The 22,943-nt window shown below is 53.9% G+C and carries 23 protein-coding genes; 16 read left to right on the top strand and 7 right to left on the bottom strand.

Features of this window, described 5'->3' with window-relative positions; genetic code table 11:
* The first annotated feature begins 145 nt into the window (after positions 1-145).
* The 7 genes from sdhC to ACN0XZ_RS16045 all read left to right on the top strand — a co-directional run bounded on the left by sdhC (position 146) and on the right by ACN0XZ_RS16045 (position 6,540).
* A complete protein-coding gene (gene sdhC, locus ACN0XZ_RS16075) occupies positions 146-541 on the top strand; it encodes a succinate dehydrogenase, cytochrome b556 subunit (RefSeq protein WP_417458818.1) in 396 nt (131 codons plus the stop codon).
* Positions 542-544: 3 nt separating this feature from the next.
* On the top strand, positions 545-928 hold the full coding sequence (sdhD, locus tag ACN0XZ_RS16070; protein ID WP_417458817.1) for a succinate dehydrogenase, hydrophobic membrane anchor protein: 384 nt from the start codon (positions 545-547) through the stop codon (positions 926-928).
* 3 nt (positions 929-931) lie between these two features.
* Complete coding sequence (sdhA, locus tag ACN0XZ_RS16065) at positions 932-2,719, top strand: succinate dehydrogenase flavoprotein subunit (RefSeq protein WP_417458816.1); 1,788 nt, start codon at positions 932-934, stop codon at positions 2,717-2,719.
* A 17-nt stretch (positions 2,720-2,736) separates the two neighbouring features.
* Positions 2,737-3,513 (top strand): succinate dehydrogenase iron-sulfur subunit, encoded by a 777-nt coding sequence (locus ACN0XZ_RS16060; protein ID WP_417458815.1) that lies wholly within the window; start codon positions 2,737-2,739, stop codon positions 3,511-3,513.
* 128 nt (positions 3,514-3,641) lie between these two features.
* The gene (locus tag ACN0XZ_RS16055; protein WP_417458814.1) at positions 3,642-4,361 is read left to right on the top strand and encodes a substrate-binding periplasmic protein; all 720 of its coding nucleotides are present in this window, start codon (positions 3,642-3,644) and stop codon (positions 4,359-4,361) included.
* Between the two features lie 2 nt (positions 4,362-4,363).
* The gene (locus ACN0XZ_RS16050; protein ID WP_417458813.1) at positions 4,364-5,077 is read left to right on the top strand and encodes a substrate-binding periplasmic protein; all 714 of its coding nucleotides are present in this window, start codon (positions 4,364-4,366) and stop codon (positions 5,075-5,077) included.
* A 137-nt stretch (positions 5,078-5,214) separates the two neighbouring features.
* A complete protein-coding gene (locus ACN0XZ_RS16045) occupies positions 5,215-6,540 on the top strand; it encodes a substrate-binding periplasmic protein (RefSeq protein WP_417458812.1) in 1,326 nt (441 codons plus the stop codon).
* Here the strand turns inward: ACN0XZ_RS16045 and ACN0XZ_RS16040 are convergent.
* Entirely contained in the window at positions 6,523-7,320 is a 798-nt protein-coding gene (locus tag ACN0XZ_RS16040) for a tyrosine-protein phosphatase (RefSeq protein ID WP_417458811.1), read from the bottom strand. The two genes, ACN0XZ_RS16045 and ACN0XZ_RS16040, sit on opposite strands and share 18 nt — an antisense overlap.
* 196 nt (positions 7,321-7,516) lie before the next feature.
* Here ACN0XZ_RS16040 and zapE point away from each other — a divergent pair, with 196 nt between their 5' ends.
* A complete protein-coding gene (gene zapE, locus ACN0XZ_RS16035; protein ID WP_417458810.1) occupies positions 7,517-8,707 on the top strand; it encodes a cell division protein ZapE in 1,191 nt (396 codons plus the stop codon).
* A gap of 1 nt (position 8,708) precedes the next feature.
* Here zapE and ACN0XZ_RS16030 read toward each other — a convergent pair whose 3' ends face one another.
* On the bottom strand, positions 8,709-9,425 hold the full coding sequence (locus ACN0XZ_RS16030; protein ID WP_417458809.1) for a 2OG-Fe(II) oxygenase: 717 nt from the start codon (positions 9,423-9,425) through the stop codon (positions 8,709-8,711).
* Between the two features lie 392 nt (positions 9,426-9,817).
* Here ACN0XZ_RS16030 and mdh point away from each other — a divergent pair, with 392 nt between their 5' ends.
* From mdh to ACN0XZ_RS15995, 7 genes are all read left to right on the top strand, one after another.
* The gene (gene mdh / locus ACN0XZ_RS16025; RefSeq protein WP_417458808.1) at positions 9,818-10,780 is read left to right on the top strand and encodes a malate dehydrogenase; all 963 of its coding nucleotides are present in this window, start codon (positions 9,818-9,820) and stop codon (positions 10,778-10,780) included.
* A 59-nt stretch (positions 10,781-10,839) separates the two neighbouring features.
* A complete protein-coding gene (gene sucC, locus ACN0XZ_RS16020) occupies positions 10,840-12,009 on the top strand; it encodes an ADP-forming succinate--CoA ligase subunit beta (protein WP_417458807.1) in 1,170 nt (389 codons plus the stop codon).
* Positions 12,009-12,884, top strand: a complete 876-nt coding sequence (gene sucD / locus ACN0XZ_RS16015) for a succinate--CoA ligase subunit alpha (protein WP_417458806.1) — start codon at positions 12,009-12,011, stop codon at positions 12,882-12,884. Before sucC ends, sucD begins: the two co-directional genes overlap by 1 nt.
* Positions 12,885-12,942: 58 nt before the next feature.
* Entirely contained in the window at positions 12,943-15,837 is a 2,895-nt protein-coding gene (locus ACN0XZ_RS16010; RefSeq protein ID WP_417458805.1) for a 2-oxoglutarate dehydrogenase E1 component, read from the top strand.
* 22 nt (positions 15,838-15,859) lie between these two features.
* The gene (odhB, locus tag ACN0XZ_RS16005; protein ID WP_417458804.1) at positions 15,860-17,116 is read left to right on the top strand and encodes a 2-oxoglutarate dehydrogenase complex dihydrolipoyllysine-residue succinyltransferase; all 1,257 of its coding nucleotides are present in this window, start codon (positions 15,860-15,862) and stop codon (positions 17,114-17,116) included.
* Positions 17,117-17,192: 76 nt separating this feature from the next.
* Positions 17,193-18,599 (top strand): dihydrolipoyl dehydrogenase, encoded by a 1,407-nt coding sequence (lpdA, locus tag ACN0XZ_RS16000; RefSeq protein ID WP_417458803.1) that lies wholly within the window; start codon positions 17,193-17,195, stop codon positions 18,597-18,599.
* Positions 18,600-18,803: 204 nt separating this feature from the next.
* The gene (locus ACN0XZ_RS15995) at positions 18,804-19,313 is read left to right on the top strand and encodes a hypothetical protein (protein ID WP_417458802.1); all 510 of its coding nucleotides are present in this window, start codon (positions 18,804-18,806) and stop codon (positions 19,311-19,313) included.
* An 82-nt stretch (positions 19,314-19,395) separates the two neighbouring features.
* On the opposite strand, the gene ACN0XZ_RS15990 is transcribed toward ACN0XZ_RS15995, so the two are convergent.
* Genes ACN0XZ_RS15990 through ACN0XZ_RS15980 form a run of 3 tightly spaced genes read right to left on the bottom strand, consistent with a single transcriptional unit; the run spans position 19,396 to position 21,384 of the window.
* Complete coding sequence (locus tag ACN0XZ_RS15990) at positions 19,396-19,713, bottom strand: hypothetical protein (protein ID WP_417458801.1); 318 nt, start codon at positions 19,711-19,713, stop codon at positions 19,396-19,398.
* Between the two features lie 36 nt (positions 19,714-19,749).
* Positions 19,750-20,703, bottom strand: a complete 954-nt coding sequence (locus tag ACN0XZ_RS15985) for a tyrosine recombinase XerC (protein ID WP_417458800.1) — start codon at positions 20,701-20,703, stop codon at positions 19,750-19,752.
* A gap of 15 nt (positions 20,704-20,718) precedes the next feature.
* The gene (locus tag ACN0XZ_RS15980; protein WP_417458799.1) at positions 20,719-21,384 is read right to left on the bottom strand and encodes a COQ9 family protein; all 666 of its coding nucleotides are present in this window, start codon (positions 21,382-21,384) and stop codon (positions 20,719-20,721) included.
* Between the two features lie 283 nt (positions 21,385-21,667).
* Between ACN0XZ_RS15980 and rpsU the strand changes: the two genes are divergently transcribed.
* Positions 21,668-21,886: a 30S ribosomal protein S21 gene (gene rpsU, locus ACN0XZ_RS15975; protein WP_020401352.1), complete on the top strand. Its 219-nt coding sequence runs from the start codon at positions 21,668-21,670 to the stop codon at positions 21,884-21,886.
* 112 nt (positions 21,887-21,998) lie between these two features.
* On the opposite strand, the gene ACN0XZ_RS15970 is transcribed toward rpsU, so the two are convergent.
* On the bottom strand, positions 21,999-22,286 hold the full coding sequence (locus ACN0XZ_RS15970) for a hypothetical protein (protein ID WP_417458798.1): 288 nt from the start codon (positions 22,284-22,286) through the stop codon (positions 21,999-22,001).
* 228 nt (positions 22,287-22,514) lie between these two features.
* The coding region (locus tag ACN0XZ_RS15965) for an aldehyde dehydrogenase family protein (RefSeq protein WP_417458797.1) at positions 22,515-22,943 on the bottom strand (429 nt) is incomplete at its 5' end.

The following is a 22,943-nucleotide window of genomic DNA, read 5'->3' as shown; positions in this document are numbered from 1 at the left end:
CCGCGTCACCACTAAATTTCGGGATTTACCCAAATCCTTTCTTGCGGTTGGGCCGTATGGGGAGCTAAAACAATGCCTGATTCTTTCTGCGGCGCAGCATTCGCTGCCGCAGGGCCAATATGTCAATTCTGTCAGGGGATTATTCATGGCTCAAGTGAAACGCCCGCTTTCGCCCCACTTACAGGTTTATCGCTGGGGATGGCACATGGCGGCGTCGATTATCAACCGGGCAACCGGTGCGGCGCTGGCTTTTGGGTCTATCCTTCTTACCTGGTGGTTGGTGGCTCTTGCGACGGGGCACGAGTATTTCGATATCGTTCAAGGCTATGCAGGGTCGATCGTCGGTCGCCTTGTGCTTCTTGGGCTAACCTTCGCGTTGATGCAGCATCTGGCTGGCGGTATCCGTCACCTGATCATGGACATGGGCAAAATGTATGACCTGAAGTCCAACACAGCATCCGCCCGGCTGACCTTCCTGTTCTCGATCGTGATGACGGTTGTGATCTGGGTTGCGGCCTATAAAGTTCTGGGGGTGATGTAAGCCATGGCTGATATGAAAACACCACTTGCCAAGGTTCGTGGGCTTGGTTCCGCGAAAGACGGCACGCACCACTGGTGGCTGCAACGGGTTACCGCCATTGCCAACATCCCCTTGGTGATCTTCATGGTTATCTCATTTGTGGGTAATGTGGGCAAAAGCCACGCTGAATGGGTTGCTTGGCTCAAGCAGCCGTTTGCAAGCGTTCTCGTGATCCTGTTTGTCGCGAACTTCGTTTATCACATGCGGCTTGGTCTGCAGGTCATCGTCGAAGATTATGTGCATGACAAAGGCACCAAGATCGCCTCAATGCTGGTGATCACCTTCGCTTGTGTGCTGATCGCGGCGCTCAGCATCTTCTCCGTTCTTCGTATAGCGTTTGGGGGATAAATCATGACGAGCAGCTATCCCATTACAGTACACACTTATGATGCGGTTGTTGTTGGTGCGGGCGGCTCGGGCCTCCGCGCAACCATGGGCCTCGCGGAAGCGGGCCTGAAAACAGCCTGTATCACAAAAGTATTCCCAACCCGGTCGCACACGGTTGCGGCGCAGGGTGGTATCGCGGCATCGCTTGGCAACATGGGCCCAGACAGCTGGCAGTGGCATATGTATGACACGGTTAAAGGCTCTGACTGGCTTGGTGATCAGGACGCGATTGAGTATATGGTGCGTGAAGCACCGGCGGCTGTGTATGAGCTGGAGCACTACGGTGTGCCATTCTCCCGCACAGAAGAAGGCAAGATCTACCAGCGTGCTTTTGGCGGCATGACCACCGAGTTTGGTGAAGGGCCACCAGCACAGCGCACGTGTGCGGCCGCTGACCGCACAGGCCACGCCATGTTGCACGGGCTCTACCAGCAGTCACTGAAGTATGACAGTGACTTCTATATCGAATATTTCGCGATCGATCTGATCATGGAAGGCGGCGAATGCCGCGGTGTTATCGCCATGAACATGGAAGATGGTTCGATCCACGCATTCCGCAGCCAGTCTGTTGTTTTGGCAACAGGCGGGTATGGCCGGGCCTATTTCTCCTGCACATCCGCCCACACCTGTACTGGTGACGGTGGCGGTATGGCGCTGCGGGCTGGCATTGGCTTGCAGGACCTTGAGTTCGTTCAGTTCCACCCAACCGGCATTTACGGTGCGGGTGTTCTGATCACCGAAGGCGCACGTGGTGAGGGTGGTATCCTGATCAACAGCGAAGGCGAACGCTTTATGGAGCGGTACGCACCGAGTGCCAAAGACCTCGCATCTCGCGATGTAGTCTCCCGCTCGATCTCAAATGAGATCAGGGAAGGGCGCGGCGTTGGTGCCAACAAGGATCATATGTTCCTGCACCTTGACCATCTTGATCCTGCGATTTTGGCGGAACGTCTGCCGGGTATCTCTGAATCTGCGAAAGTATTCGCGGGCGTGGATGTAACCAAACAGCCGATCCCGATCATCCCAACCGTGCACTACAACATGGGCGGTATCCCAACCAACTATCATGGTGAAGTGATTAACCCGACCAAAAAAGACCCGGACGCAACTGTGCCAGGGCTTTATGCGGTAGGTGAAGCGGCTTGTGTGTCAGTGCACGGCGCCAATCGCCTGGGTTCAAACTCGCTCATTGACCTTGTTGTGTTTGGCCGTGCAACCGCGCACCGTGTGGCGGAGACGACCAAAGCAGGCGCGACCCAGAAACCGCTGCCAAAAGGCTATGAAGAGATGGCTCTCGGTCGTCTTGACAAAGCCCGATATGCGGATGGCTCAACGCCAACTGCGGACATGCGCCTCAAGATGCAACGCGTGATGCAAAACAACTGTGCGGTTTTCCGGACAGAAGAAGTGCTCACGGAAGGCGTGAAGCTTATAGATGAAGTGGCGGCAGGGTTTGGTGACCTTAAAACCACCGACCGTTCACTGGTCTGGAACAGTGATCTTATTGAAACGCTTGAGCTTGATAACCTTATCGGGCAGGCGGTTCTGACCATGCATGGTGCTTCGGCGCGTAAAGAAAGCCGCGGCGCGCATATGCATGAAGATTACCCTGACCGGGACGACAAAAACTGGATGAAACATACCGTAGGCTGGTTTGACGGCAAGAAGGTCACGCTGGGTGAGCGCCCTGTGCATGACTATACCCTCACTGAGGAAGTCGACTATATCAAGCCTAAGGCTCGGGTATATTAAGGGAAGGATGTAGACAAATGGCTGAATTTTCGCTTCCCAAAAACTCCCGCGTTGGCAAGGGTAAGACCGTCAAGGCGGAAGGTGCATCGAACACCCGGGCGTTTCACGTGTATCGCTGGAACCCGGATGACGGTGAAAACCCGCGCATGGATACCTTTGAGGTAGACATGGACGGTTGTGGCCCGATGGTGCTTGATGCTCTCATTAAAATCAAAAATGAGATGGATAGCACTGTTACCTTCCGTCGGTCCTGCCGTGAGGGGGTTTGTGGCTCCTGCGCCATGAACATCAACGGTAAAAACGGCCTTGCGTGCACAACAGCGATCGAAGACGCAAAAGGTGATGTCTCTATCACCCCACTGCCGCACCAGGAAGTGGTGAAAGATCTGGTGCCAGACCTTTCCAACTTCTATGCGCAATATGCTTCTATCAAACCATGGATGCAGACCCAAAGCACCACGCCTGAGAAAGAGCGCCTTCAAAGCCATGAAGACCGCGCGAAGCTCGATGGCCTTTATGAGTGCATCTTGTGCGCCTGTTGCTCCACCTCTTGCCCAAGCTATTGGTGGAACGATGACAAATACCTTGGGCCTGCTGTACTATTGCAAGCCTATCGCTGGTTGATCGATAGCCGTGATGAAGCAACGGGCGAGCGCCTCGACAACCTTGAGGACCCGTTCCGACTTTATCGCTGCCACACCATTATGAACTGTGCAAACGCGTGCCCTAAGGGTTTGAACCCGGCAAAAGCGATTGCGGAGATCAAGAAAATGATGGTTGAGCGCAAAGGATAGGCTTGATCATGGAAGCTGATTAGAAACGGGGCCTTTGGGCCCCGTTTTTTTCACCGAAGCCGTTCATCTTTTTTCAAGGTCTGTGAAAGATAGTGAAGTAGGGGCGAGAGAGATAAGGTTCGGCGCTGTTGAAGGTTTGTAGTCAGCTTGCAATTATCATTGGTGTAGTTTTCTGCGTCTGCACTTCTGTGGGCGCCGGGCAGGCCGAAGGCGTTGTGCGCGCAGGCCAGGCAAGCACAGCACCTAACGCGCCTATATGGGAGGCTATCCTCAAGGAGGCTGGCATTGACGTGGTGTTCTCGCCGCTGCCAGCCAAGAGGAAAAGGCGCTCCTTCATAGAAGGGTATCTGCTCTTGGACTGTTGTCACCCGCCGATGTACCGGGACACGCCCGAGGAAAAAGCGACGCATCTTTTTACCGATCCCATCTATTTTGCGCAGGCTTATTATGTGTTTCGCAAAGGTGAAGTCGTGCCCATCAAAGATGGTAGCGACCTGACTTCGCTGCGTGTGGCGGGCATTCGCGGCTTTGATTATATGTGGCAGGACCAGTTTGGTGACCGCATCGACGGCCGCGACCATACGGATATTCTCACGCTGCTTGAAATGCACCGGGCAGATGTCGGCATTATCACAGGCTTGCAGTTTCGGTTTGAAATGGCTAAACGCCGGTGGCCGATGGAGCTCGGCAACGTGATGGCATCCGGGTATTTACATGCCAGTGTGCATGTGACGCGGCCTGACCTTTTACCGAAGATCAATGCGGCCATTGCCAGAATGAAAGCTGACGGCCGCTTGGATAAACTCCTTTTGTTGAGTGAAGTAGCAACTTCAATGAGCGCGCGCTAGAGATGGACAAGATCAGACTGATATTTGCACTGTGCTTGGGTGTGACACTGGGTTGTCAAAGTGTGGCGAGCCACGCGGCTGATGTGGCGAAAGCCAGCCGGATTGGTGACAGCGTTTTCAGGGATGTCTGGCATGCCATTCTTGAGGAAGCACAGATAGAGGTGGAGTTTATTGCTGCCCCGCGCGACATTCGCAGGGATATGTTCGTAAAAGGCGAACTGGTTCTTGATTGTTGCTCGGTCCCAGATTGGCGCGCTCGCGAGGACGAGAAAGAAACCCAGCTCTGGACGTCGCCCTTTTTCTACACGGTCGATCATCTGATCGTACAGGAGGGGCGGGAATACGCTTTGCCCGACCCAACCGATTTGAGCGCATACCGTGTTGGTGTTGTACAAGGATTTGCTTATCGCCGCGATGCGACCTTCGGCGATACGGTCGTTCGTGTCTCGCTTGGCGAGGTATTTGAGGCTGTGGCGCAAGGTGAGGCAGACCTCACCATTGCAAATCATCAGGAGTTTCGCCGCAGGCAAAAGCTCAATCCATTACCGCTTGCATTGGGGCCGGAGCATCACCGGCTTGCACTACGTGCCAGAGTGCATAACTCGCGCGCGGATCTCCTGCCACGCATTGAGGCCGCTATAAAAGCATTGAACGCGAATGGCCGGATTGCTCACCTGACCGGGGCACGTCTTCGCGATATGAAGGTACCTGAATAAGCCTGAGAGGTTGTGGTAAGGCTTTAGGTAGCGTTTTTTTAACGTGACTACGCCAATATAGATGACTAGATCTTTGGCCAGAGGACAGAGAACTGACTATAAGGCTTTTCCATAGGATTATCTGCGGCTTTCTTGCTGTGATATTTTATCTTTCCGTCGGTGCGGTAGCGGACGACCCTTCCGCTGTGCGCGCGGGCCAGAGTGACTCGATTGCCTACTCTAAAGTCTTCGCGGCCATTCTTGATGAAGCCGGGATCAAGGTTGACTTCATCTCTGCGCCCCATGGCCGCAAGCGCCGCATGTTTCTCGACGGGGTGATTGCTATTGATTGCTGCGCATCCCCCATATGGCGTCAGGCACCGGGTGAGGAAGCGGTTCAACTGTTCTCTGACGCGTTTCATCATTCAGCGGAACATTATGTTTTTAAAAAAGGCCATGTGCTGTCTATCCCCACGCCAGAGGCGCTTCGCAAATTGCGTGTGGCGAAAGTGCGTGGGTTTAACTACCAGTATGAGGACTATTTCGGCAGCACCGTTGAGGTGCGGGATATGGAAGATGTGCTTGATATGCTGGTGGCAGGTCGCGCACAGGTCGGCATGATCAACCAGCAGGATTTTTACCGCCGCATGCGCCTGCGGCCTCGCCCGCTTGAGCTTGGAGAGGCGCATTTTGTTGCTGACCTCAGGCTGAGGGTTCACAAGGATTACGCCGCGCTGGTACCACGGATTAACGCGGCAATTGCCCGACTGCAGGATAGCGGTGTGATAGCCGAGATTTTGCAGGAAGCGACCATGTCCGGCGCGGACCAGAAACCCGAAGAGCCGGTGACCGTCAAGGCCAGCGAAAGCAGTAGCCCCGGTTTTCAGGCGGCATGGCGTGCGATTTTGGAAGAAGCCAATATCAAGCCGGAATTTGTGGACGCGCCTGAGGAGCGGAAGCGCCGCATGTTTACAAGCGGTGAAATTGTTCTGGATTGCTGCACTGCCCCAATGTGGCGGGTGCGGCCAGAAGAAATGAATGCACAGCTCTGGAGTGACACGTTTTACCTGACACGTGAGCAATATGTATTTAGGGCTGGGGATGTGCGGGAAATAGAAAAACCGGAAGACCTACTGCAGTTGAGGGTCGCGGTTGTTGCAGGTTTTGAGTATCAGGACCGGCCATTTTTTGGTGTGACAGTAGAAGGGCGCGACCTCTCAGACGTGCTGAAGTTGTTGGCAGCGGACCGTGCCGATGTGGGCGTGATCAGCAACGTGGATTTCCAGGCGTTAACGATCGATCAGCCAAACACCTTTGAGCTGGGGAGTGTGCGCATAAGGGCACAGCAAAAGATACGTGTTCATCGCGCGCACGCTGAGCTGCTTCCGCGTATCAATGCGGCAATCACACGCTTGAATCGTGACGGTATTTTGGTGCAGTTGCTGGAAGGAACTGATGCGGCTGGCTCATCCGTTCAGGAATGACGCGCGCAGTTTTTCAAGCCGAGACGGCGTTAGACCGAGAACACTCGTCATATAGCTCTCCAGGCTTCCAAATTCAGCGCTGATAGCCTTGTCTGCAGCATGCAGGAAATCTGCCTCCACGCCTACAAGAGGAAACACGTCTTTCGGCTTGATTTCACGGTTGGCGCGTGAGGAGAGCCAGCCTGCCAGTCGTGCGCTGGTCTCATCAAGGTCTACGGCCTGATTGGTCATCAGAAAGTCCGCCATCACCTGATCTTCATCAACACCAAGCGCGCGCAACATCAATGCACCGGTAATACCCGTTCTATCCTTGCCTGCAGTACAGTGAAAGAGCACAGCGCCAGGTGCGGTCCGGTCAATGATGGCATCAAAATAATCCTTCACCCCACTGGCGTTGCGAACGGGTATGGTCTCAAACGCCATGATGAACTGTTCTCTCAACTCATCCGCTGGAAAAGGGCTTGTGGCAATGCGTTCAAACAGATCATGCACCCAGGCCGCCGCATTCCCACCGATGGGGAGCGCGTGATAGTCAGGCGCCCAGCTTCTTGGCCAGCGCACCGGGTGGCGCTCTTTTTCACGGTCGGAACGAAAGTCGATTACGGTCCCGATATCTCGTGCGGTCAGCTCAGTGCCGCATTCGTCGGTCATGTCAGAGAGATGACCAGAACGAAACAGATGACCCCATTTGACGCTACGTCCGTCACGCGTGCTGTATCCGCCCATGTCCCGGAAGTTTTTGACACCGGCAAGCGGTACAATTCTCATGGTATCGTTCATAGGGTCTGGCCTTTGTCTACCGTCGGTAAGCTGCACATCTATACCCTGTTGATTATGACGAAGTGGCGGTTGGTCAAGGAAAAGGGCAAAATTTATCAGAAGCCAAAGCGTGGTTTGAGCGAGCAATTACATTTGTTCCCGCCTATACCGCGTGTTAGGAAGACATATATTTGTCAGACCAGCTAGGCCAATATTTATGACGGAAACGCCCAAGGCCGCCTATGCGCGGCTCGCTAGAGAAGGCGAAGTAAGACCTGACCCCGAGCAGGAGCGTGTGCTGACCCATTTTGAGCGTCTGTACCATGATTTGGCTGAATACCCTGAAGTGGCGGGCCGGTCTGGTGGGCTTTCGATCAAGAGCTGGCGGCTCGCAAATTTCTTTCGCTGGACCGGGGGTGACAAGAAGGCGCCCAAAGGCCTTTACATATATGGTGGTGTGGGGCGCGGCAAATCCATGCTGATGGATCTCTTTTATGAGCTCGCGCCGGTTACCCACAAAAAGCGTGTGCATTTTCATGAGTTTATGCTGGATATCCATGCGCGGCTGAAAGAGTGGCGCGGCCTTTCCGCGAAAGAGCGAGCGGAGAAAGGCGGTAGAGCTTCCGAGGATGACCCCATTCCGCCGGTTGCGCGGCAGATTGCGCTTGAAGCCACACTTCTGTGTTTCGACGAGATGCAGGTCACCGACATTGCTGACGCCATGGTGCTTGGACGGCTATACAAAGAATTGCTGGAGCGCGGGGTGGTTATCGTTGCGACGTCAAACCGGGTGCCCGATGACCTCTATAAAGGCGGGCTCAATCGTCAGCTTTTCCTGCCTTTTATTGAGATGATCAAAGCGCAGTTTGATGTGGTGCCGCTCGATGGCCCAACCGACTACCGGTATGATCGCCTGAAGGGTGTAGACACCTATTATACGCCCATAAACGCTGAAACCACGGCCAGGCTTTCCGAAGCTTTCTTTCGTTTGACCGACCGGGATGTGGAAGACCGCGACAAGGTGCCGTCCGACGAACTTATCGTGCAGGGCCGGAAACTTTTTGTACCCAAAGCAGCGCGAGGTGTGGCGGTTTTTTCCTTCAAGCGATTATGTGCCAACGCCTTAGGTGCTGCTGACTATCTGGCCATCGCACGCGCTTATCATACGGTTATTCTGGTGGCGGTGCCTCAGCTTGGGCCGGAAAAGCGAAACGAAGCCAAGAGGTTTGTGACCCTGATTGACGCGCTCTATGAACATGGGGTGAAGCTCTTGTGTTCTGCTGCTGTAGCACCTGACAAATTATATGAAAGTGGTGATGGCCACTTTGAGTTCGACCGCACAGTCTCCCGACTGATGGAGATGCAGTCGGAAGACTATCTGGCGCGTGGCCACGGAAAACTCACCTGAGTTACGCCCTTTTCAACCAGCCAAGGAAACTGAAGCGCGGGCCGCCGGCAAAAGGCGCGACCTGGCTCACCGCATGAAGTTGCGGCACCGTGAAAATATTCAGGGTATTGAACGTCGGTGTGAACCCACCGTTGATATTGCCATCTTCACCATAAAATATGAGATTGCCGCCCCAGTCGGGCATCCAGTTCCTGGTCATCGAAATCGTATAGGCAGCCACGCGGTTCTCATTGGCATGAGTATCGGTGTGAGTGGTTAGAAAATGGCCCGGCATGTACCGGCTTGCAAAACTGTCTGAACGATCAATTTCCTCGACACCGGTGAGCGTCCGCATGAAATTTAGAAACTCGTCCGAGTTTACAAAGTTGTGCATCTGGTGCAGCGCATGACCTTCTTCGCGGCCATTCATAATGGCTTCTGTCATATAATATTGGTCAAAGAAATACTGGAAACCGTCACGCGCGCCTTTCTGTATTTTATGCCAGAACTGCTGCCTTTGCTGGGGTGTCATCTTAGCCATCCCGCTATGAGGGATTTCGAAGTAATTTTCGCCTTCATTATAGGCAGTGAACCACGTCTGGTTCTGGGAGATCAGGCCAAAAAGTTCATCTGCCACATTTGTCGGGAAAAAATTTTTAACCTGCAGACGTCCAGTTTTTCGATAGATACCGTTAAGATCCTCTGGATCGTGGCGAGTATTGATACTTATCTCAACCAACCTGGTCTCTCCTATACCCTGTCGAGTGAAACTCGACCCCCTGATAAGCCAAAGTTTATAATCGTGTGGTGATGGGTTTGGCAACAGTTCGGACAGGTATGGTCTGGAATATCTTGGGCCAGAGAATGCGAGACTCGGGCACCTAAGCGACCGATTTTCTTTCCTTTTATTGCGAGCTATGCGCTTTTTGCATGGCTGATGCGGAAAAATAAGAAGGCTTAAAGGCAGAATTCGCACTAAGGTAACGATTCATAAAGGGATATCGAGCAAGGTAGCACTTCATGACTTGTCTCATGGGGGTAAACGCGCTAGGTAGCTCCCAGAATATTCATTGTTTTTCAGTACGCGGTTACTGACCTCAAGTGGCCCCAAAACTTGGCTGGAGCATTCTCATGGCACGTAAAAAAATTGCATTGATCGGCAGCGGCCAGATCGGTGGTACTCTTGCACACCTCGCAGCGCTTAAGGAAATGGGCGATATTGTCCTTTTCGATATCGCGGAAGGCCTGCCTCAAGGCAAGGCGCTTGACCTCGCGCAAAGCGCGCCGGTGGAAGGGTATAATTCAGTTCTTAAAGGCGCGAACGACTATAAAGATATCGAAGGCGCAGATGTTGTTATCGTAACCGCAGGTGTGCCGCGTAAGCCGGGCATGAGCCGTGATGATCTTCTCGGCATCAACCTCAAGGTTATGAAGGCAGTGGGTGAAGGCATCGGCAAATATGCGCCAGATGCCTTTGTTATTTGCATCACCAACCCGCTGGATGCCATGGTTTGGGCGCTGCAAAAATTCTCTGGCCTGCCAACAAATAAAGTTTGTGGCATGGCTGGTGTGCTCGATAGCTCGCGTTTCCGCCACTTCCTTGCAGAAGAATTCAACGTATCCGTTCAGGACGTGACAGCATTTGTGCTTGGTGGCCATGGCGATACCATGGTGCCGCTGACCCGCTATTCGGCTGTTGCTGGTATCCCTGTGCCAGACCTCATTAAAATGGGTTGGTCAACAGAGGAAAAGATCGATGCTATCGTTCAGCGCACCCGCGATGGTGGCGCAGAGATCGTCGGCCTCCTGAAGACAGGTTCCGCGTTTTACGCACCAGCAACCAGCGCGATTGAGATGGCAGAGAGCTATCTGAAAGACAAACGCCGCCTGTTGCCGGTTGCAGCGCACCTGACAGGGGAATATGGTCTGGATAACATGTATGTTGGTGTGCCAGTGATTATTGGCGCAAACGGCGTTGAAAAAGTTGTTGAGATCGATCTGCAAGGCGAAGAGAAAACCGGCTTCGATCACTCCGTAGGCGCTGTGAAGGGCCTGATGGAAGCTTGCATCAATATCGATCCGTCGCTCGCGTAAGCGGCACGCAAAGAGACTTGGAACTTTCCAAATCTGGAACTCAAGGAGTTGGATAGCAGATGAATATCCATGAATATCAGGCGAAGGGCCTTTTGAAAAAATACGGCGCGCCCGTACTTGAAGGTGGTGTTGCCTATACGGCGGCTGAAGCTGTTGATGAAGCGAAGAAGCTGGGCGGCCCTGTATGGGTTGTGAAGGCGCAAATTCACGCTGGTGGCCGCGGTAAAGCGGGCGGTGTGAAGGTTGTTAAAACGCTCGACGACGTTGAAGCTGTTGCCAAAGAGCTGATCGGCAAAACGCTCGTGACGCACCAAACCGGCCCTGAGGGCAAAGAGGTCAAGCGCGTTTACGTTGAAGACGGTTGCGCCATCAAAAGCGAATTTTACCTCTCCATGCTGCTTGACCGCGCGAGCGGCAAGCTTGCGATCATGGCGTCTACAGAAGGCGGTATGGATATTGAGGAAGTAGCGGAAAGCACGCCTGAGAAAATCGTAACCATCACGATTGATCCGGTAACTGGCCTGCAGCCTTACCACTGCCGCAAGGTCGCGTTTGGCCTCAACCTTGAAGGCGCTGCTGCCAAGGAATGTCAGAAGGTAGTAGCTGCGCTCTATAAAGCCTACACCGACCTTGATGCATCGCTTCTTGAGATCAACCCGCTTGTCCTCACCGAAGACGATAAGATGATCGTGCTTGATGCCAAGATGTCATTTGATGGCAACGCGCTGTTCCGCCATGCGGACGTGCGTGAGCTTCGTGACGAATCTGAAGAAGATCCAAAAGAGATCGAAGCATCCAAATACGACCTCAACTATATCAGCCTCGATGGTTCCATCGGCTGTATGGTGAACGGCGCGGGCCTTGCCATGGCAACCATGGACATCATCAAGCTGAAGGGCGGCGAGCCTGCCAACTTTTTGGACGTCGGTGGTGGCGCCACAAAAGAGCGTGTGACCGAAGCGTTCAAGATCATCCTTTCAGACGATAATGTTGAGGGTATTCTCGTGAATATCTTTGGCGGCATCATGCGCTGTGACGTGATCGCGGAAGGTGTTGTTGCGGCGGCACGTGAAGTTGCGCTCAGCGTTCCGCTTGTGGTCCGCCTTGAAGGCACAAACGTAGAACTTGGCAAACAGATCATGGCTGATAGCGGCCTGCCGATCATCACTGCCGACGATTTGAATGACGCGGCTGAAAAAGTTGTGAAAGCCGTGAAGGAGGCAGCGTAATGTCCGTTCTCGTAGGAAAAAATACCAAGGTTATCTGCCAGGGCTTCACCGGCGCGCAGGGCACCTTCCACTCTGAGCAGGCTATTGCATATGGCACACAGATGGTTGGTGGTGTGACCCCGGGCAAAGGCGGCCAGAAGCACCTTGATCTGCCGGTTTTTAACACCGTTGGCGAAGCGAAAGACCGCACGGGCTGTAATGCCTCTGTGATCTATGTTCCGCCTCCATTCGCAGCAGACTCCATTCTCGAAGCGATTGATGCCGAGATTGAACTTGTGGTTTGTATCACCGAGGGTATCCCGGTTCTGGACATGGTGCGCGTGAAGCGTGCGCTTAAAAATTCGAAAACCCGCCTCGTTGGCCCAAACTGCCCGGGCGTGATCACGCCGGGTGAATGTAAAATCGGTATTATGCCGGGCCATATTCACAAGCCAGGCAATGTGGGTATCGTTTCACGTTCCGGTACGCTCACCTATGAAGCTGTAGCGCAAACAACAGCTGCAGGCCTTGGTCAAAGCACCTGTATCGGTATCGGTGGTGACCCGGTAAACGGCACCAACTTTATCGATTGCCTCGATATGTTCCTCGGTGACGACGATACACATTCGATCATCATGATCGGTGAAATCGGTGGCTCCGCAGAAGAAGAAGCTGCTGAGTTCCTGAAACAAAGCAAGGTTAAAAAGCCTGTTGCTGGCTTTATTGCTGGCCGTACTGCCCCTCCAGGTCGTACGATGGGCCACGCTGGTGCGATTGTGTCAGGTGGTCAGGGTGGTGCTGAAGACAAAATCGAAGCAATGAAATCTGCTGGTATCATTGTCTCAGACAGCCCTGCAGCGCTTGGTACAACGCTTCTTAAAGCCATCAACGGTTAACCCGCCAAAAGAGGGGCGCGGTGGAAAACGCCGCGCCGATTTGCCCATGGGTGCAGATATGGACCGCATCGCCGCACTGGAAGGTGTTAGCCCCCAGTTTGTTGAAACTCTGTATAATAAATATTCTAGTGACCCCAGCTCTGTTGACCAGGGATGGGCGGAATATTTTGAGGAACTGGAAGCCGGCGTTGCCAAGTCCGGCCCGAGCTGGGCTCGGTCAGACTGGCCGTTGCGCCCGAACGATGACCTGACAACCGGGCTTGATGGCTCGGACATGTTCATTGAAGGCGACGCGCCTGCGAAATCTGCGGGTGCGGCTGTTAGTCAGGCAGATGTCCGCTCAGCCACCATCGACAGTATCCGTGCGTTGATGATGGTACGCACCTACAGGGTGCGCGGCCACCTGATGGCGAACCTTGACCCGCTTGGGCTCGAGGAACGCCCGGTAAACCCTGAGCTGAAGCCAGAGACTTATGGTTTTGGCCCCGGCGATATGGACCGCAAGATTTTCATGGACGGTGTGCTGGGCCTTGAGACCGCAAGCATCCGTGAGATCATCGAAATCCTGAAGCGCACCTACTGCTCAAACCTCGGCGTTGAGTTCATGCACATCAACGACCCTGAGGAGAAGGCTTGGATTCAGCGTCAGATCGAAGGTCGTGACAAGGAAATCCAGTTTACGGACCGCGGCAAGATTGCGATCTTGAACAAGCTCATTGAAGCCGTGCAGTTTGAGCGTTTCCTTGGCCGTAAATATACCGGCACCAAACGCTTTGGCCTTGATGGCGGTGAGGCCATGGTGCCTGCCCTTGAAGCTGTGATGAAAACCGGCGGCCAATATGGCCTTGATGAGATCGTGATCGGCATGCCGCACCGGGGGCGCCTCAACGTGCTCGCAAACGTGATGCAGAAGCCCTACCGTGCGATCTTTAACGAGTTTCATGGCGGCTCTTTCAAGCCGGATGACGTGCAGGGCTCAGGTGATGTGAAATATCACCTTGGCACGAGTGCGGATCGTGAGTTTGATGGCAACAAGGTTCACCTCTCGCTGAACGCGAACCCGTCACACCTTGAAGCCGTTAACCCGGTGGTGATCGGTAAAACCCGCGCGAAGCAAGAACAGAAAAAAGATACTCAGCGTAATACCACACTCTCGCTCCTGCTGCACGGTGATGCGGCCTTCGCGGGTCAGGGCATCGTGGCAGAGTGTTTTGGCATGTCTGGCCTTCGTGGGTACAATACCGGTGGTACTGTGCACTTCATCGTGAACAACCAGATCGGTTTCACCACAAGCCCGCAGTTTGCACGTTCAAGCCCGTACCCAAGTGACGTGGCGAAAATGGTGCAAGCGCCCATCTTCCACGTGAACGGTGACGACCCTGAAGCGGTGACATATGCGGCAAAAATCGCAACTGAGTTCCGCCAGACCTTCCGCCGCGACGTGGTGATTGACATGATCTGTTATCGCCGCTTCGGCCATAACGAATCTGACGAGCCAGCTTTCACGCAGCCGCTGATGTACGCAGCGATCAAAAACCACCCGAGCGTGGTAAAGATTTATGCGGACCGTTTGATTGCGGAAGGTGTCCTCACCGCCGAGAAATTTGAGCAGATGGAAAACGAGTTCATCAGCTACCTCGAGGATGAGTTTGAATCTGCCCGCGAATACCGCGTGAACAAAGCTGACTGGTTTGAAGGCAAGTGGGAAGGCCTTGGTCTTGCCGATGCCGACCATGAAAAACGCCGCGCTGAAACCGGTGTGGCTGAGATCATGCTGCGTGAGGTGGGTGAGATTATCACCACCGTGCCGGAGAAGTTCAACATTCACCGTACCCTTAAGCGTGTGCTTGAGAACAAGCACCAGATGTTTGAAAACGGTGCGGGGTTTGACTGGGCAACCGCTGAAGCGCTCGCGTTTGGTACATTGCTGCGCGAAGGCTATGGTGTTCGCCTGTCGGGCCAGGACTGTGGCCGGGGTACCTTCAGCCAGCGTCATGCTGTGTTTGTGGACCAGAAAACCGAAGATCGCTATGTGCCGCTGCAGTCAGTTAATCAGGACGCACAGTTTACCGTTCTGGATAGCCACCTGTCTGAATTCGGGGTGCTTGGCTTTGAGTATGGATACTCGATGGCTGAGCCAAATTCACTGACGCTTTGGGAAGCACAGTTTGGTGATTTTGCCAACGGCGCACAGATCATTATCGATCAGTTCATTTGCTCCGCTGAGGCAAAATGGCTCCGTATGTCGGGCCTCGTGATGCTGTTGCCGCACGGCTATGAAGGGCAGGGGCCTGAGCACTCATCCGCGCGGCTTGAGCGTTACCTTCAGCTTTCCGCCGAAGATAACTGGCAGGTGGTGAACTGTACGACGCCCGCGAACTATTTCCATGTTCTCAGGCGCCAGATGCACCGGAGTTTCCGTAAGCCGCTTGTGATCATGACGCCGAAATCGCTTCTGAGGCACAAGCGCTGCGTATCGAACCTCGCAGACTTTGGCCCTGGTTCCCAGTTCCACCGTGTACTTTGGGATAACGCCGAAACCGAGGGTGGCGATTCGATCAAGCTTAAGAGCGACGACAAGATCAAACGCGTGGTGCTTTGTTCAGGCAAGGTTTATTACGACCTTCTGGATGAGCGCGACAAGCGTGAGCAGGATGATACCTATCTCCTGCGTGTAGAGCAGCTCTTCCCGTTCCCTGAACGCGCCATCAAAACCGAGCTTCAGCGCTTTAAAAATGCTGAGAGCGTCGTATGGTGTCAGGAGGAGCCACGCAACATGGGCGCATGGGGGTATATCCATGAACCTCTAGAAGGCGTTCTTGTTGATCTGGAAATGAAATGCGCACGTCCTGCTTATGCTGGCCGTATCGCGAGCGCTTCAACTGCCACCGGTCTGGCTTCGCGCCATGCGGCTGAGCAGGAAGAGCTCGTTAATCAAGCACTGACGATTTAGAAGAAGGGTAGGAGCACACCCAATGGCAATCGAAGATATCGTAATCCCGCAGATGGGTGAATCGGTCGCGGAAGGCACCATCGGCACATGGCTGAAAAAGGTGGGCGACGCGGTCGCTGCGGATGAGCCGATTGTAGAAGTTGAAACCGATAAGGTGGCGATGGAAGTACCAAGCCCTGTAGCTGGTGTTCTGGTCGAGATCGTTGTTGAAGAAGGTGAGGACGTTGAGATCGGTGCGCTGATCGCAAAGGTCGATACTGAAGGTAAAGCAAGCGGTTCATCTGCTCCTGCACCAAAAGCGGAAGCGGCTGCACCTGCGCCTGCACCGAAGAAGGAAGAAGCAGCGCCAGCGAAAGAAACTGCTCCTGCACCAGCAGCGTCTTCAGGTGGTGGTGACCTGATGCCAATGTCACCCGCTGTGCGCCGTATGGTGGAAGACTATAACCTTGATCCAGCGTCTATTTCCGGCACAGGCAAAGATGGTCGTCTCACCAAGGGTGATGTTCTGAAAGCGATCGAGAGCGGTAGTGCACGCACCATGTCAGCACCGGCTGTTGCAGCTGTTGCAGCATCATCCGGCCCACGGGAAGAGCGGGTGAAAATGACCCGACTTCGCAAGCGGATTGCTGAGCGCCTGAAGGACGCGCAAAACACCGCCGCGATGCTTACCACCTATAATGAGGTGGATATGTCTGCTGTGATGGCAGCGCGGAACAAATACAAAGATCTGTTTGCCAAGAAGCATAACATCAAACTTGGGTTCATGAGCTTCTTCACCAAAGCTTGCTGCTTGGCGCTCAAAGAGCTTCCCGCCGTGAATGCCCAGATCGATGGTGACGAAATCGTCTATCACAATTATGCGAATATCGGTGTTGCGGTCTCAAGCCCGAACGGGCTTGTGGTGCCTGTGCTGAAGGATGCGCAAGACATGTCCTTCGCGGATACGGAGCTGTCTATCGCGAACTTCGGCCGTAAGGCACGCGACGGCAAGCTGACCGTTGACGATATGCAGGGTGGTACGTTCACGATTTCAAACGGTGGTATTTTTGGCTCACTGATGTCGAGCCCGATCCTGAACCCGCCACAATCCGGTATCCTGGGGATGCACAAAATTCAGGAACGCCCGGTTGCCATCAATGGGCAGGTCGTTATCCGCCCAATGATGTATCTGGCGCTGTCCTATGATCACCGCATCATTGATGGCCGTGAGGCTGTTACCTTCCTTGTGCGGGTGAAAGAGGCGCTTGAAGACCCAACCCGTCTTCTGCTCGATATGTAGGGCCGGCTTTTAGATTTGAAGATATCTACATGGGTGGGCCATTGTCCCACCCATCTGCTTAAAAAAGGGACAAAAGATGTCTGACACTTTCGACGTTGTTGTAATTGGCGCAGGCCCCGGTGGTTATGTTGCAGCTATTCGCGCTGCGCAGCTTGGGCTCAAGACAGCGTGTATCGACAAGCGAGACACGCTTGGTGGAACATGCCTGAACGTGGGCTGTATGCCTTCAAAGGCATTGTTGAATGCGTCACACCTCTATCATGAGGCAGCGCACGATCTTGGCAAGTTTGGCATCACCACCAAAGGCGTATCATTCGACCTCAAGGAAATGATGGGCGCGAAAGACAAAATCGTGGATGGCCTTACCGGCGGCATCGAGTTTCTTTTCAAGAAGCATAAAATCACCTGGGTGAAGGGCGCTGCGCGATTGTCCGCGAAGGATACCATTGAGGTAGACCTGAATGACGGCGGTAAGCAGACGCTCAAGACAAAAAATACCATCATCGCAACAGGTAGCGATGTCGCGAGCCTGCCGGGTGTTGAGATCGATGAGAAAACCATCGTTTCTTCCACTGGCGCCTTGAGCTTGCCAAAAGTGCCAAAACATCTGGTGGTAATTGGTGGCGGTGTAATCGGGCTTGAGCTGGGCTCGGTCTGGCAGCGGCTTGGTTCTGAGGTAACCGTGGTCGAGTTTATGGATCAGGTGCTGCCGGGTATGGACGGTGAGGTTCGCAAAACTTTCGGTCGTGTGCTCAAGAAACAAGGCATGAAGCTCAATCTCTCAAGCAAGGTTACCTCGGTTGAGAAAACCAAGTCCGGCGTGAATGTAACCTTTGAGCCTGTTAAAGGCGGTGACGCCAAGACGCTTGAGGCTGATGTTGTTCTGGTGTCCGTTGGCCGCCGCCCTTACACCGCAGGCCTTGGGCTTGAAACTGTTGGTGTTGAGCTTGATGACCGTTCCCGCATCAAAGTTGCCCTTGACTTCTCAACCAATGTACCCGGTATCTGGGCGATTGGTGACGTGATTGAAGGCCCAATGCTGGCACACAAAGCGGAGGATGAGGGTGTTGCCTGTGCGGAATATATCGCTGGTCTCACAGGCTATGTGAACCATGATGTTATTCCGGGTGTTGTGTACACCCATCCTGAAGTTGCTGCTGTTGGTAAAACGGAAGAGGAACTGAAGGAGGCGGGTGTTGCCTATAATGCTGGCAAATACCCTTTCACAGCCAACAGCCGTGCGAAAGCCAACCTGCAAACCGAAGGCTTCGTTAAAATCCTCGCCGACAAGGAAACCGACCGTGTGCTTGGTGTGCATATCATCGGTTCCGACGCGGGCAATATGATCGCCCAAGCCGCAACAGCGATGGAGTTTGGCGCGAGCGCGGAAGATATTGCGCTGACCTGCCATGCGCACCCAACAGAGACTGAGGCGGTGAAAGAAGCGGCGCTCGCTGTCCACAACCGCACCATCCATATGTAGTGGCCAAAAAGAGCTATAAGACATGAAGCCCCGGCCGCAAAGCCGGGGCTTTTTTTTGGATTATATAAAATTTTATATGTCTTTTGACAGAGTGCCTCGCTGTGCCGTATCAGCGTTAGATACTATTTAGCTAAAATTGGACCGATCAGGCAGATCGAGAGGGTCCATCTTCAGGCGTGATTAACTGCTGTTGGGGACAGTTTCATGCGTAGTAAAATTGATTATGGGGCGATGAATGCACTTGTTGCCCTTTCTAACGCCCAGCTTGGGCGTACAATCTGGCACTTCCTGAGGGAACAGGGTATTGGCGGTGGGCGCCTTGTCACCAGTGCGAGAGATGCAGTTACCCGGATGGAGCAGTCACGTTTCTCGCTCTTTTTCGTAGATTATGAACTGCCAGAATTTGGCGGGGTAGACTTTATCAAGTTCGTGCGTATGTGCGACGGGCCCGTCGCTGAAGCCTTTGTTGTGATGGTGATCCCGACCCCCGACAGACAGAAAGTGGTTTCCGCGCGTGACGCTGGTGCACATGAGATACTTGGTTTGCCGCTGACCGCCAAGCTCCTGCATGCCCGTCTAAATCATATGATCGGCAATCCAAAACCATTTGTGCGGGCACCTTCTTATATTGGCCCTTGTCGCAGACGGGAGGTTGTCAAAATCCACCACGGTGTGGAGCGGCGCAGTACAAATCGCGCCCGGCAAAGGGCATGAAGGTTTATCATGGGCAGGAAAGGCGCCGCGGTGGCTTGACGATACACCCTCAGCGAGCGGCTTACGCACCCGTATAGCCGGGTTAGTGCCCACCAAATAGCTGGCTTGCGGCGATCATGGTCATCGCCATGAAGATAAAGGGCATTAAGGCGAGCTTTGGCAAACCGGAATGCCCTCGCATGGCGCGGACATATTCTAACGTTACCCGCAAGCCAAAGAGTGCGGTGGCCAGACCCATAAGACCAGTGCCAAGGACGAGCATGGAGTCTCCTTCAAATGCCGGCCACACCATATAGGCGGCAAGAATAAGCATCGCGCTGAGAAGTGTGATGGAGCCGTAGAGCGCTGTCAGCGCCCAGCCGCGAAAGCGGTCTATTTTATGCTCTGGTGGTAAGGTCACGAAGAAGTCCATTGTCTGATATTAACATGCTGCACCTTAGGTGCGTCTGAAGGCTTTATCATACACATCAAGAAGTCTGGCGCTATCGACTTCCGTATATATTTGTGTGGCTTTAAGGTCAGCGTGGCCAAGCAGTTCCTGAATTGTCCTCAAATCACCGCCGCGCGACAGGAGGTGGGTCGCAAAACTATGCCTCAGCGCATGGGGCGTCGCACTTTCCGGCAACCCCAATAAGGCCCTTACCTTCTGCATCGTTGCCTGCACCGTGCGCGGGTTCAGGCGTGCCCCGCGTTTGCCCACAAAAAGGGGCCCGTCGGCTTTGAGCGCATAGGGACACAGTTTCCGATAGGTCTTGATCGCATCTTTGACGGCGGGCAAAACGGGCACGATGCGTTCCTTCTCGCGCTTGCCGACAATACGCATTGTCTCACCCTCTGGCACCTGATCACCATTCATTGAAAGCGCTTCTGCGATCCGCAGGCCGCAACCATACAGCAGAGCTATAATTGCTGTATCGCGTGCAGCAATCCAGTCTTCATCCGCCAGTTCGCCTATCGTGTCCATAACCGCGCGTGCACCATCTTCCGTCAGTGGGCGTGGCACGCGGTGCGGCAGTTTCGGCCCCTGAATGGCCTTTATGGCGTCATTTTCGATGCCTTCGGTGCGGGCGATGAAACGGTAAAAGTTGCGCACGGTGGAAAGCGCCCGCGCTGTGGAACGCGCGGAAGCACCTTCGCCTCGTTTGGCCGCCAGATAGGACCTGAAGTCCCGCACCGACTGTTCAGACAAAAGCGCCACGGTAACAGCACCGCCATGATGATTGTTGAGGAACCCTATAAAGCCTGCAAAGTCGCGACTGTAGGCATCAAGCGTGTGCTGCGAGGCGCGGCGTTCTGTCTTGAGGTAACGGTGCCACTTGAGGACAAGCGCTGATGCATCACGTGAAAGATGGGTGAGAAGTTTATCGGGTGAAAGAGGCACCTTAGCCATGGCCGGGGAACAACCCTACATACCAGGGTAACGTAGACGCCCCAGAAAGCGGGATAGCGACGGCGCATTCTTGCACGCCTCACGCACCTGAAACTTGGCTTTCTCAATGGCCATTACGTTTTCAATCCGGTGGTCAAGAAAAGCCCAGGTGTCAGCACAGTCTTCAGAACTGTCGTTCAACCAATACAGCAGCACAGCGCTATAGACCGCCGACAGGGTGGCGCGCTTTGTATACCAATTATGATCCGTACTGGTGTCTCCTGCTGCCCGCCACATAACGTCTGCCGTGCGCCATAGTGCCTTGCTGCCAAGCGCCATGTGTTGAGGTAATGCCAAGGTCGCGAGGCCGCGTTTGATAACCTCTTGCTCTCCCATGTTCAGCTCAAGGCGTGTACGAATGGCAACGGTAATGCGGTCGCGAATTTTCATTGAGGCCAGATCACGTTCAGCCAGCGCTTTTGCCAGAACCGCATCTGCGTCCTCAAGGTGCAGCTCAAGCACTTCAATGGCCCCCCGTGGGAATGCCAGCTCAGCAACCTCGGGCGTCACGCCCACATCTTCCGCCGCGCGCCTGAGTGCCGTTTCTGTCCAGCCGTCAAACGCAACATGGTCTGTCATCGCTTCCATCAGGGGGAGGCGAAGTTCTTCTGGCGTACGGTCGACGGTCTTCTTCGTGGCCATGATCGGTCTCGTTGGTTGGTTCGAGAATTTGCTACCAATTTTCTAACATGGAAGGCGTGGTGACGCGAGGGGCATAGTGCCGCATTCTGGCAATATGGCAAAAACCATGGTATATAAGGCTCATGTGAAACCGTTTATGCAGCGCTCACGTTGGGCTGCAGCGGCTTTTTGTGTGGAAATGACTTGTGTGCGTGATGGTGCTCTGCTATAGGCCTTTTGCCCTGTGGTGCGACCCCGATGTCCCGCACCATAAATTTTGGCTTTAGAAAGGAAGGTGTAACCCATGGAGGTTACCGTTCGGGATAATAATGTGGATCAGGCTCTTCGTGCTCTGAAGAAAAAACTTCAGCGTGAAGGCGTGTACCGTGAAATGAAAATGCGTCGGTTCTACGAGAAGCCATCTGAAAAGAAGGCTCGTGAACAGGCTGCTGCCGTTCGCCGTGCTCGTAAGCTTGAGCGCAAGCGCCTTGAGCGCGATGGTCTGGTAGTAAAAGGTCGTTAATTCAACCTTTATCAGTTCCAAAGAATTCAAAACCTCTCGCGGCTTGTGCTGTGGGAGGTTTTTTCTTGCCGGTTATGGGGGCTCTCCAGATAAGGCTGACAGGTGGGGCCGTTTATGCTGAGGGTAGCCTGAGGAGAGAGGTTGGCTCCCCGCGGTCTTGTGCGCATTTCAGATAGTACCGATTGTAGGGGCTGCGCGCGATCACGAGCTTCCCTTGTTTCCCTTCAAGGGTAGGCACCAGAAATTCGAACCGTCCACACCGCATACCTTCAATCGCATCCTCATGCGGAATCTGCCACTGTGAGCCATCATAGGCCTCGCCACACAGATGGGTGACGCTTTCAAAGGCGTTGCGTGTTTCGCATTTCCGGATGGCAGTAACTTCATAGGTGCTCGGCATCGAACATACTCTCAAAAGGGTTGGACTTCGGCCTGGTGCCAAAGGGTGCCTGAGGTGTGATGATTGCCTGAAGTGAAACCCTAACAGTGATGCATTTCGATTGTATTACGAACCACCGAAAATTTAGGGAAAAATGTATAAGTTTGAAGGGCTAACAAACAAGAAGGGGTGGCCGGATTTCGGCCACCCCGATAGCTCTTCATGCTGAGCTATGTTCTTTCTGCTTTACTACAATTCGAACTTTATGCCTTGAGCGAGGGGCAGTTCCTTGGAGTAGTTCACGGTTGAAGTCTGGCGGCGCATATAGGCGCGCCAGGCGTCTGAACCACTCTCGCGGCCACCACCGGTTTCCTTCTCGCCGCCGAAGGCACCACCGATCTCTGCGCCGGATGTGCCGATGTTCACATTGGCGATACCGGTGTCTGAGCCTGCGGCCGAGATAAAGGTTTCAGCCTCGCGCACATCTGTGGTGAAGATGGCGGAGGACAGACCCTGCGGCACGCCGTTCTGCATGGCCATGGCATCATTGAAGTTTTTATACTTCACGATATAGAGGATGGGCGCAAAGGTCTCATCACACATGCTGGGTGTCTGGGACGGCAGCTCCACAATGGCTGGGTTGACATAATAGGCGTTGGCATAGTCGTCTGCGAGCGC

Source organism: Kordiimonas sp. (assembly GCF_048264555.1).
Classification (GTDB): domain Bacteria; phylum Pseudomonadota; class Alphaproteobacteria; order Sphingomonadales; family Kordiimonadaceae; genus Kordiimonas.
Note: the sequence above shows the minus strand (reverse complement) of the source record. Positions and strands in the feature narration are given on the sequence as shown.

What these genes read in the sequence shown, in the direction of transcription:
- ACN0XZ_RS16010 (WP_417458805.1), top strand. Translation starts at nt 12,943, where the DNA reads ATGGACCGCATCGCCGCACTGGAAGGTGTTAGCCCCCAGTTTGTTGAA.
- sucD (WP_417458806.1), top strand. Translation starts at nt 12,009, where the DNA reads ATGTCCGTTCTCGTAGGAAAAAATACCAAGGTTATCTGCCAGGGCTTC.
- ACN0XZ_RS16050 (WP_417458813.1), top strand. Translation starts at nt 4,364, where the DNA reads ATGGACAAGATCAGACTGATATTTGCACTGTGCTTGGGTGTGACACTG.
- sdhD (WP_417458817.1), top strand. Translation starts at nt 545, where the DNA reads ATGGCTGATATGAAAACACCACTTGCCAAGGTTCGTGGGCTTGGTTCC.
- mdh (WP_417458808.1), top strand. Translation starts at nt 9,818, where the DNA reads ATGGCACGTAAAAAAATTGCATTGATCGGCAGCGGCCAGATCGGTGGT.
- ACN0XZ_RS16060 (WP_417458815.1), top strand. Translation starts at nt 2,737, where the DNA reads ATGGCTGAATTTTCGCTTCCCAAAAACTCCCGCGTTGGCAAGGGTAAG.
- ACN0XZ_RS15980 (WP_417458799.1), bottom strand. Translation starts at nt 21,384, where the DNA reads ATGGCCACGAAGAAGACCGTCGACCGTACGCCAGAAGAACTTCGCCTC.
- sucC (WP_417458807.1), top strand. Translation starts at nt 10,840, where the DNA reads ATGAATATCCATGAATATCAGGCGAAGGGCCTTTTGAAAAAATACGGC.
- lpdA (WP_417458803.1), top strand. Translation starts at nt 17,193, where the DNA reads ATGTCTGACACTTTCGACGTTGTTGTAATTGGCGCAGGCCCCGGTGGT.
- ACN0XZ_RS15970 (WP_417458798.1), bottom strand. Translation starts at nt 22,286, where the DNA reads ATGCCGAGCACCTATGAAGTTACTGCCATCCGGAAATGCGAAACACGC.
- ACN0XZ_RS15995 (WP_417458802.1), top strand. Translation starts at nt 18,804, where the DNA reads ATGCGTAGTAAAATTGATTATGGGGCGATGAATGCACTTGTTGCCCTT.
- rpsU (WP_020401352.1), top strand. Translation starts at nt 21,668, where the DNA reads ATGGAGGTTACCGTTCGGGATAATAATGTGGATCAGGCTCTTCGTGCT.
- ACN0XZ_RS16040 (WP_417458811.1), bottom strand. Translation starts at nt 7,320, where the DNA reads ATGAACGATACCATGAGAATTGTACCGCTTGCCGGTGTCAAAAACTTC.
- sdhC (WP_417458818.1), top strand. Translation starts at nt 146, where the DNA reads ATGGCTCAAGTGAAACGCCCGCTTTCGCCCCACTTACAGGTTTATCGC.
- zapE (WP_417458810.1), top strand. Translation starts at nt 7,517, where the DNA reads ATGACGGAAACGCCCAAGGCCGCCTATGCGCGGCTCGCTAGAGAAGGC.
- odhB (WP_417458804.1), top strand. Translation starts at nt 15,860, where the DNA reads ATGGCAATCGAAGATATCGTAATCCCGCAGATGGGTGAATCGGTCGCG.
- sdhA (WP_417458816.1), top strand. Translation starts at nt 932, where the DNA reads ATGACGAGCAGCTATCCCATTACAGTACACACTTATGATGCGGTTGTT.
- ACN0XZ_RS15985 (WP_417458800.1), bottom strand. Translation starts at nt 20,703, where the DNA reads ATGGCTAAGGTGCCTCTTTCACCCGATAAACTTCTCACCCATCTTTCA.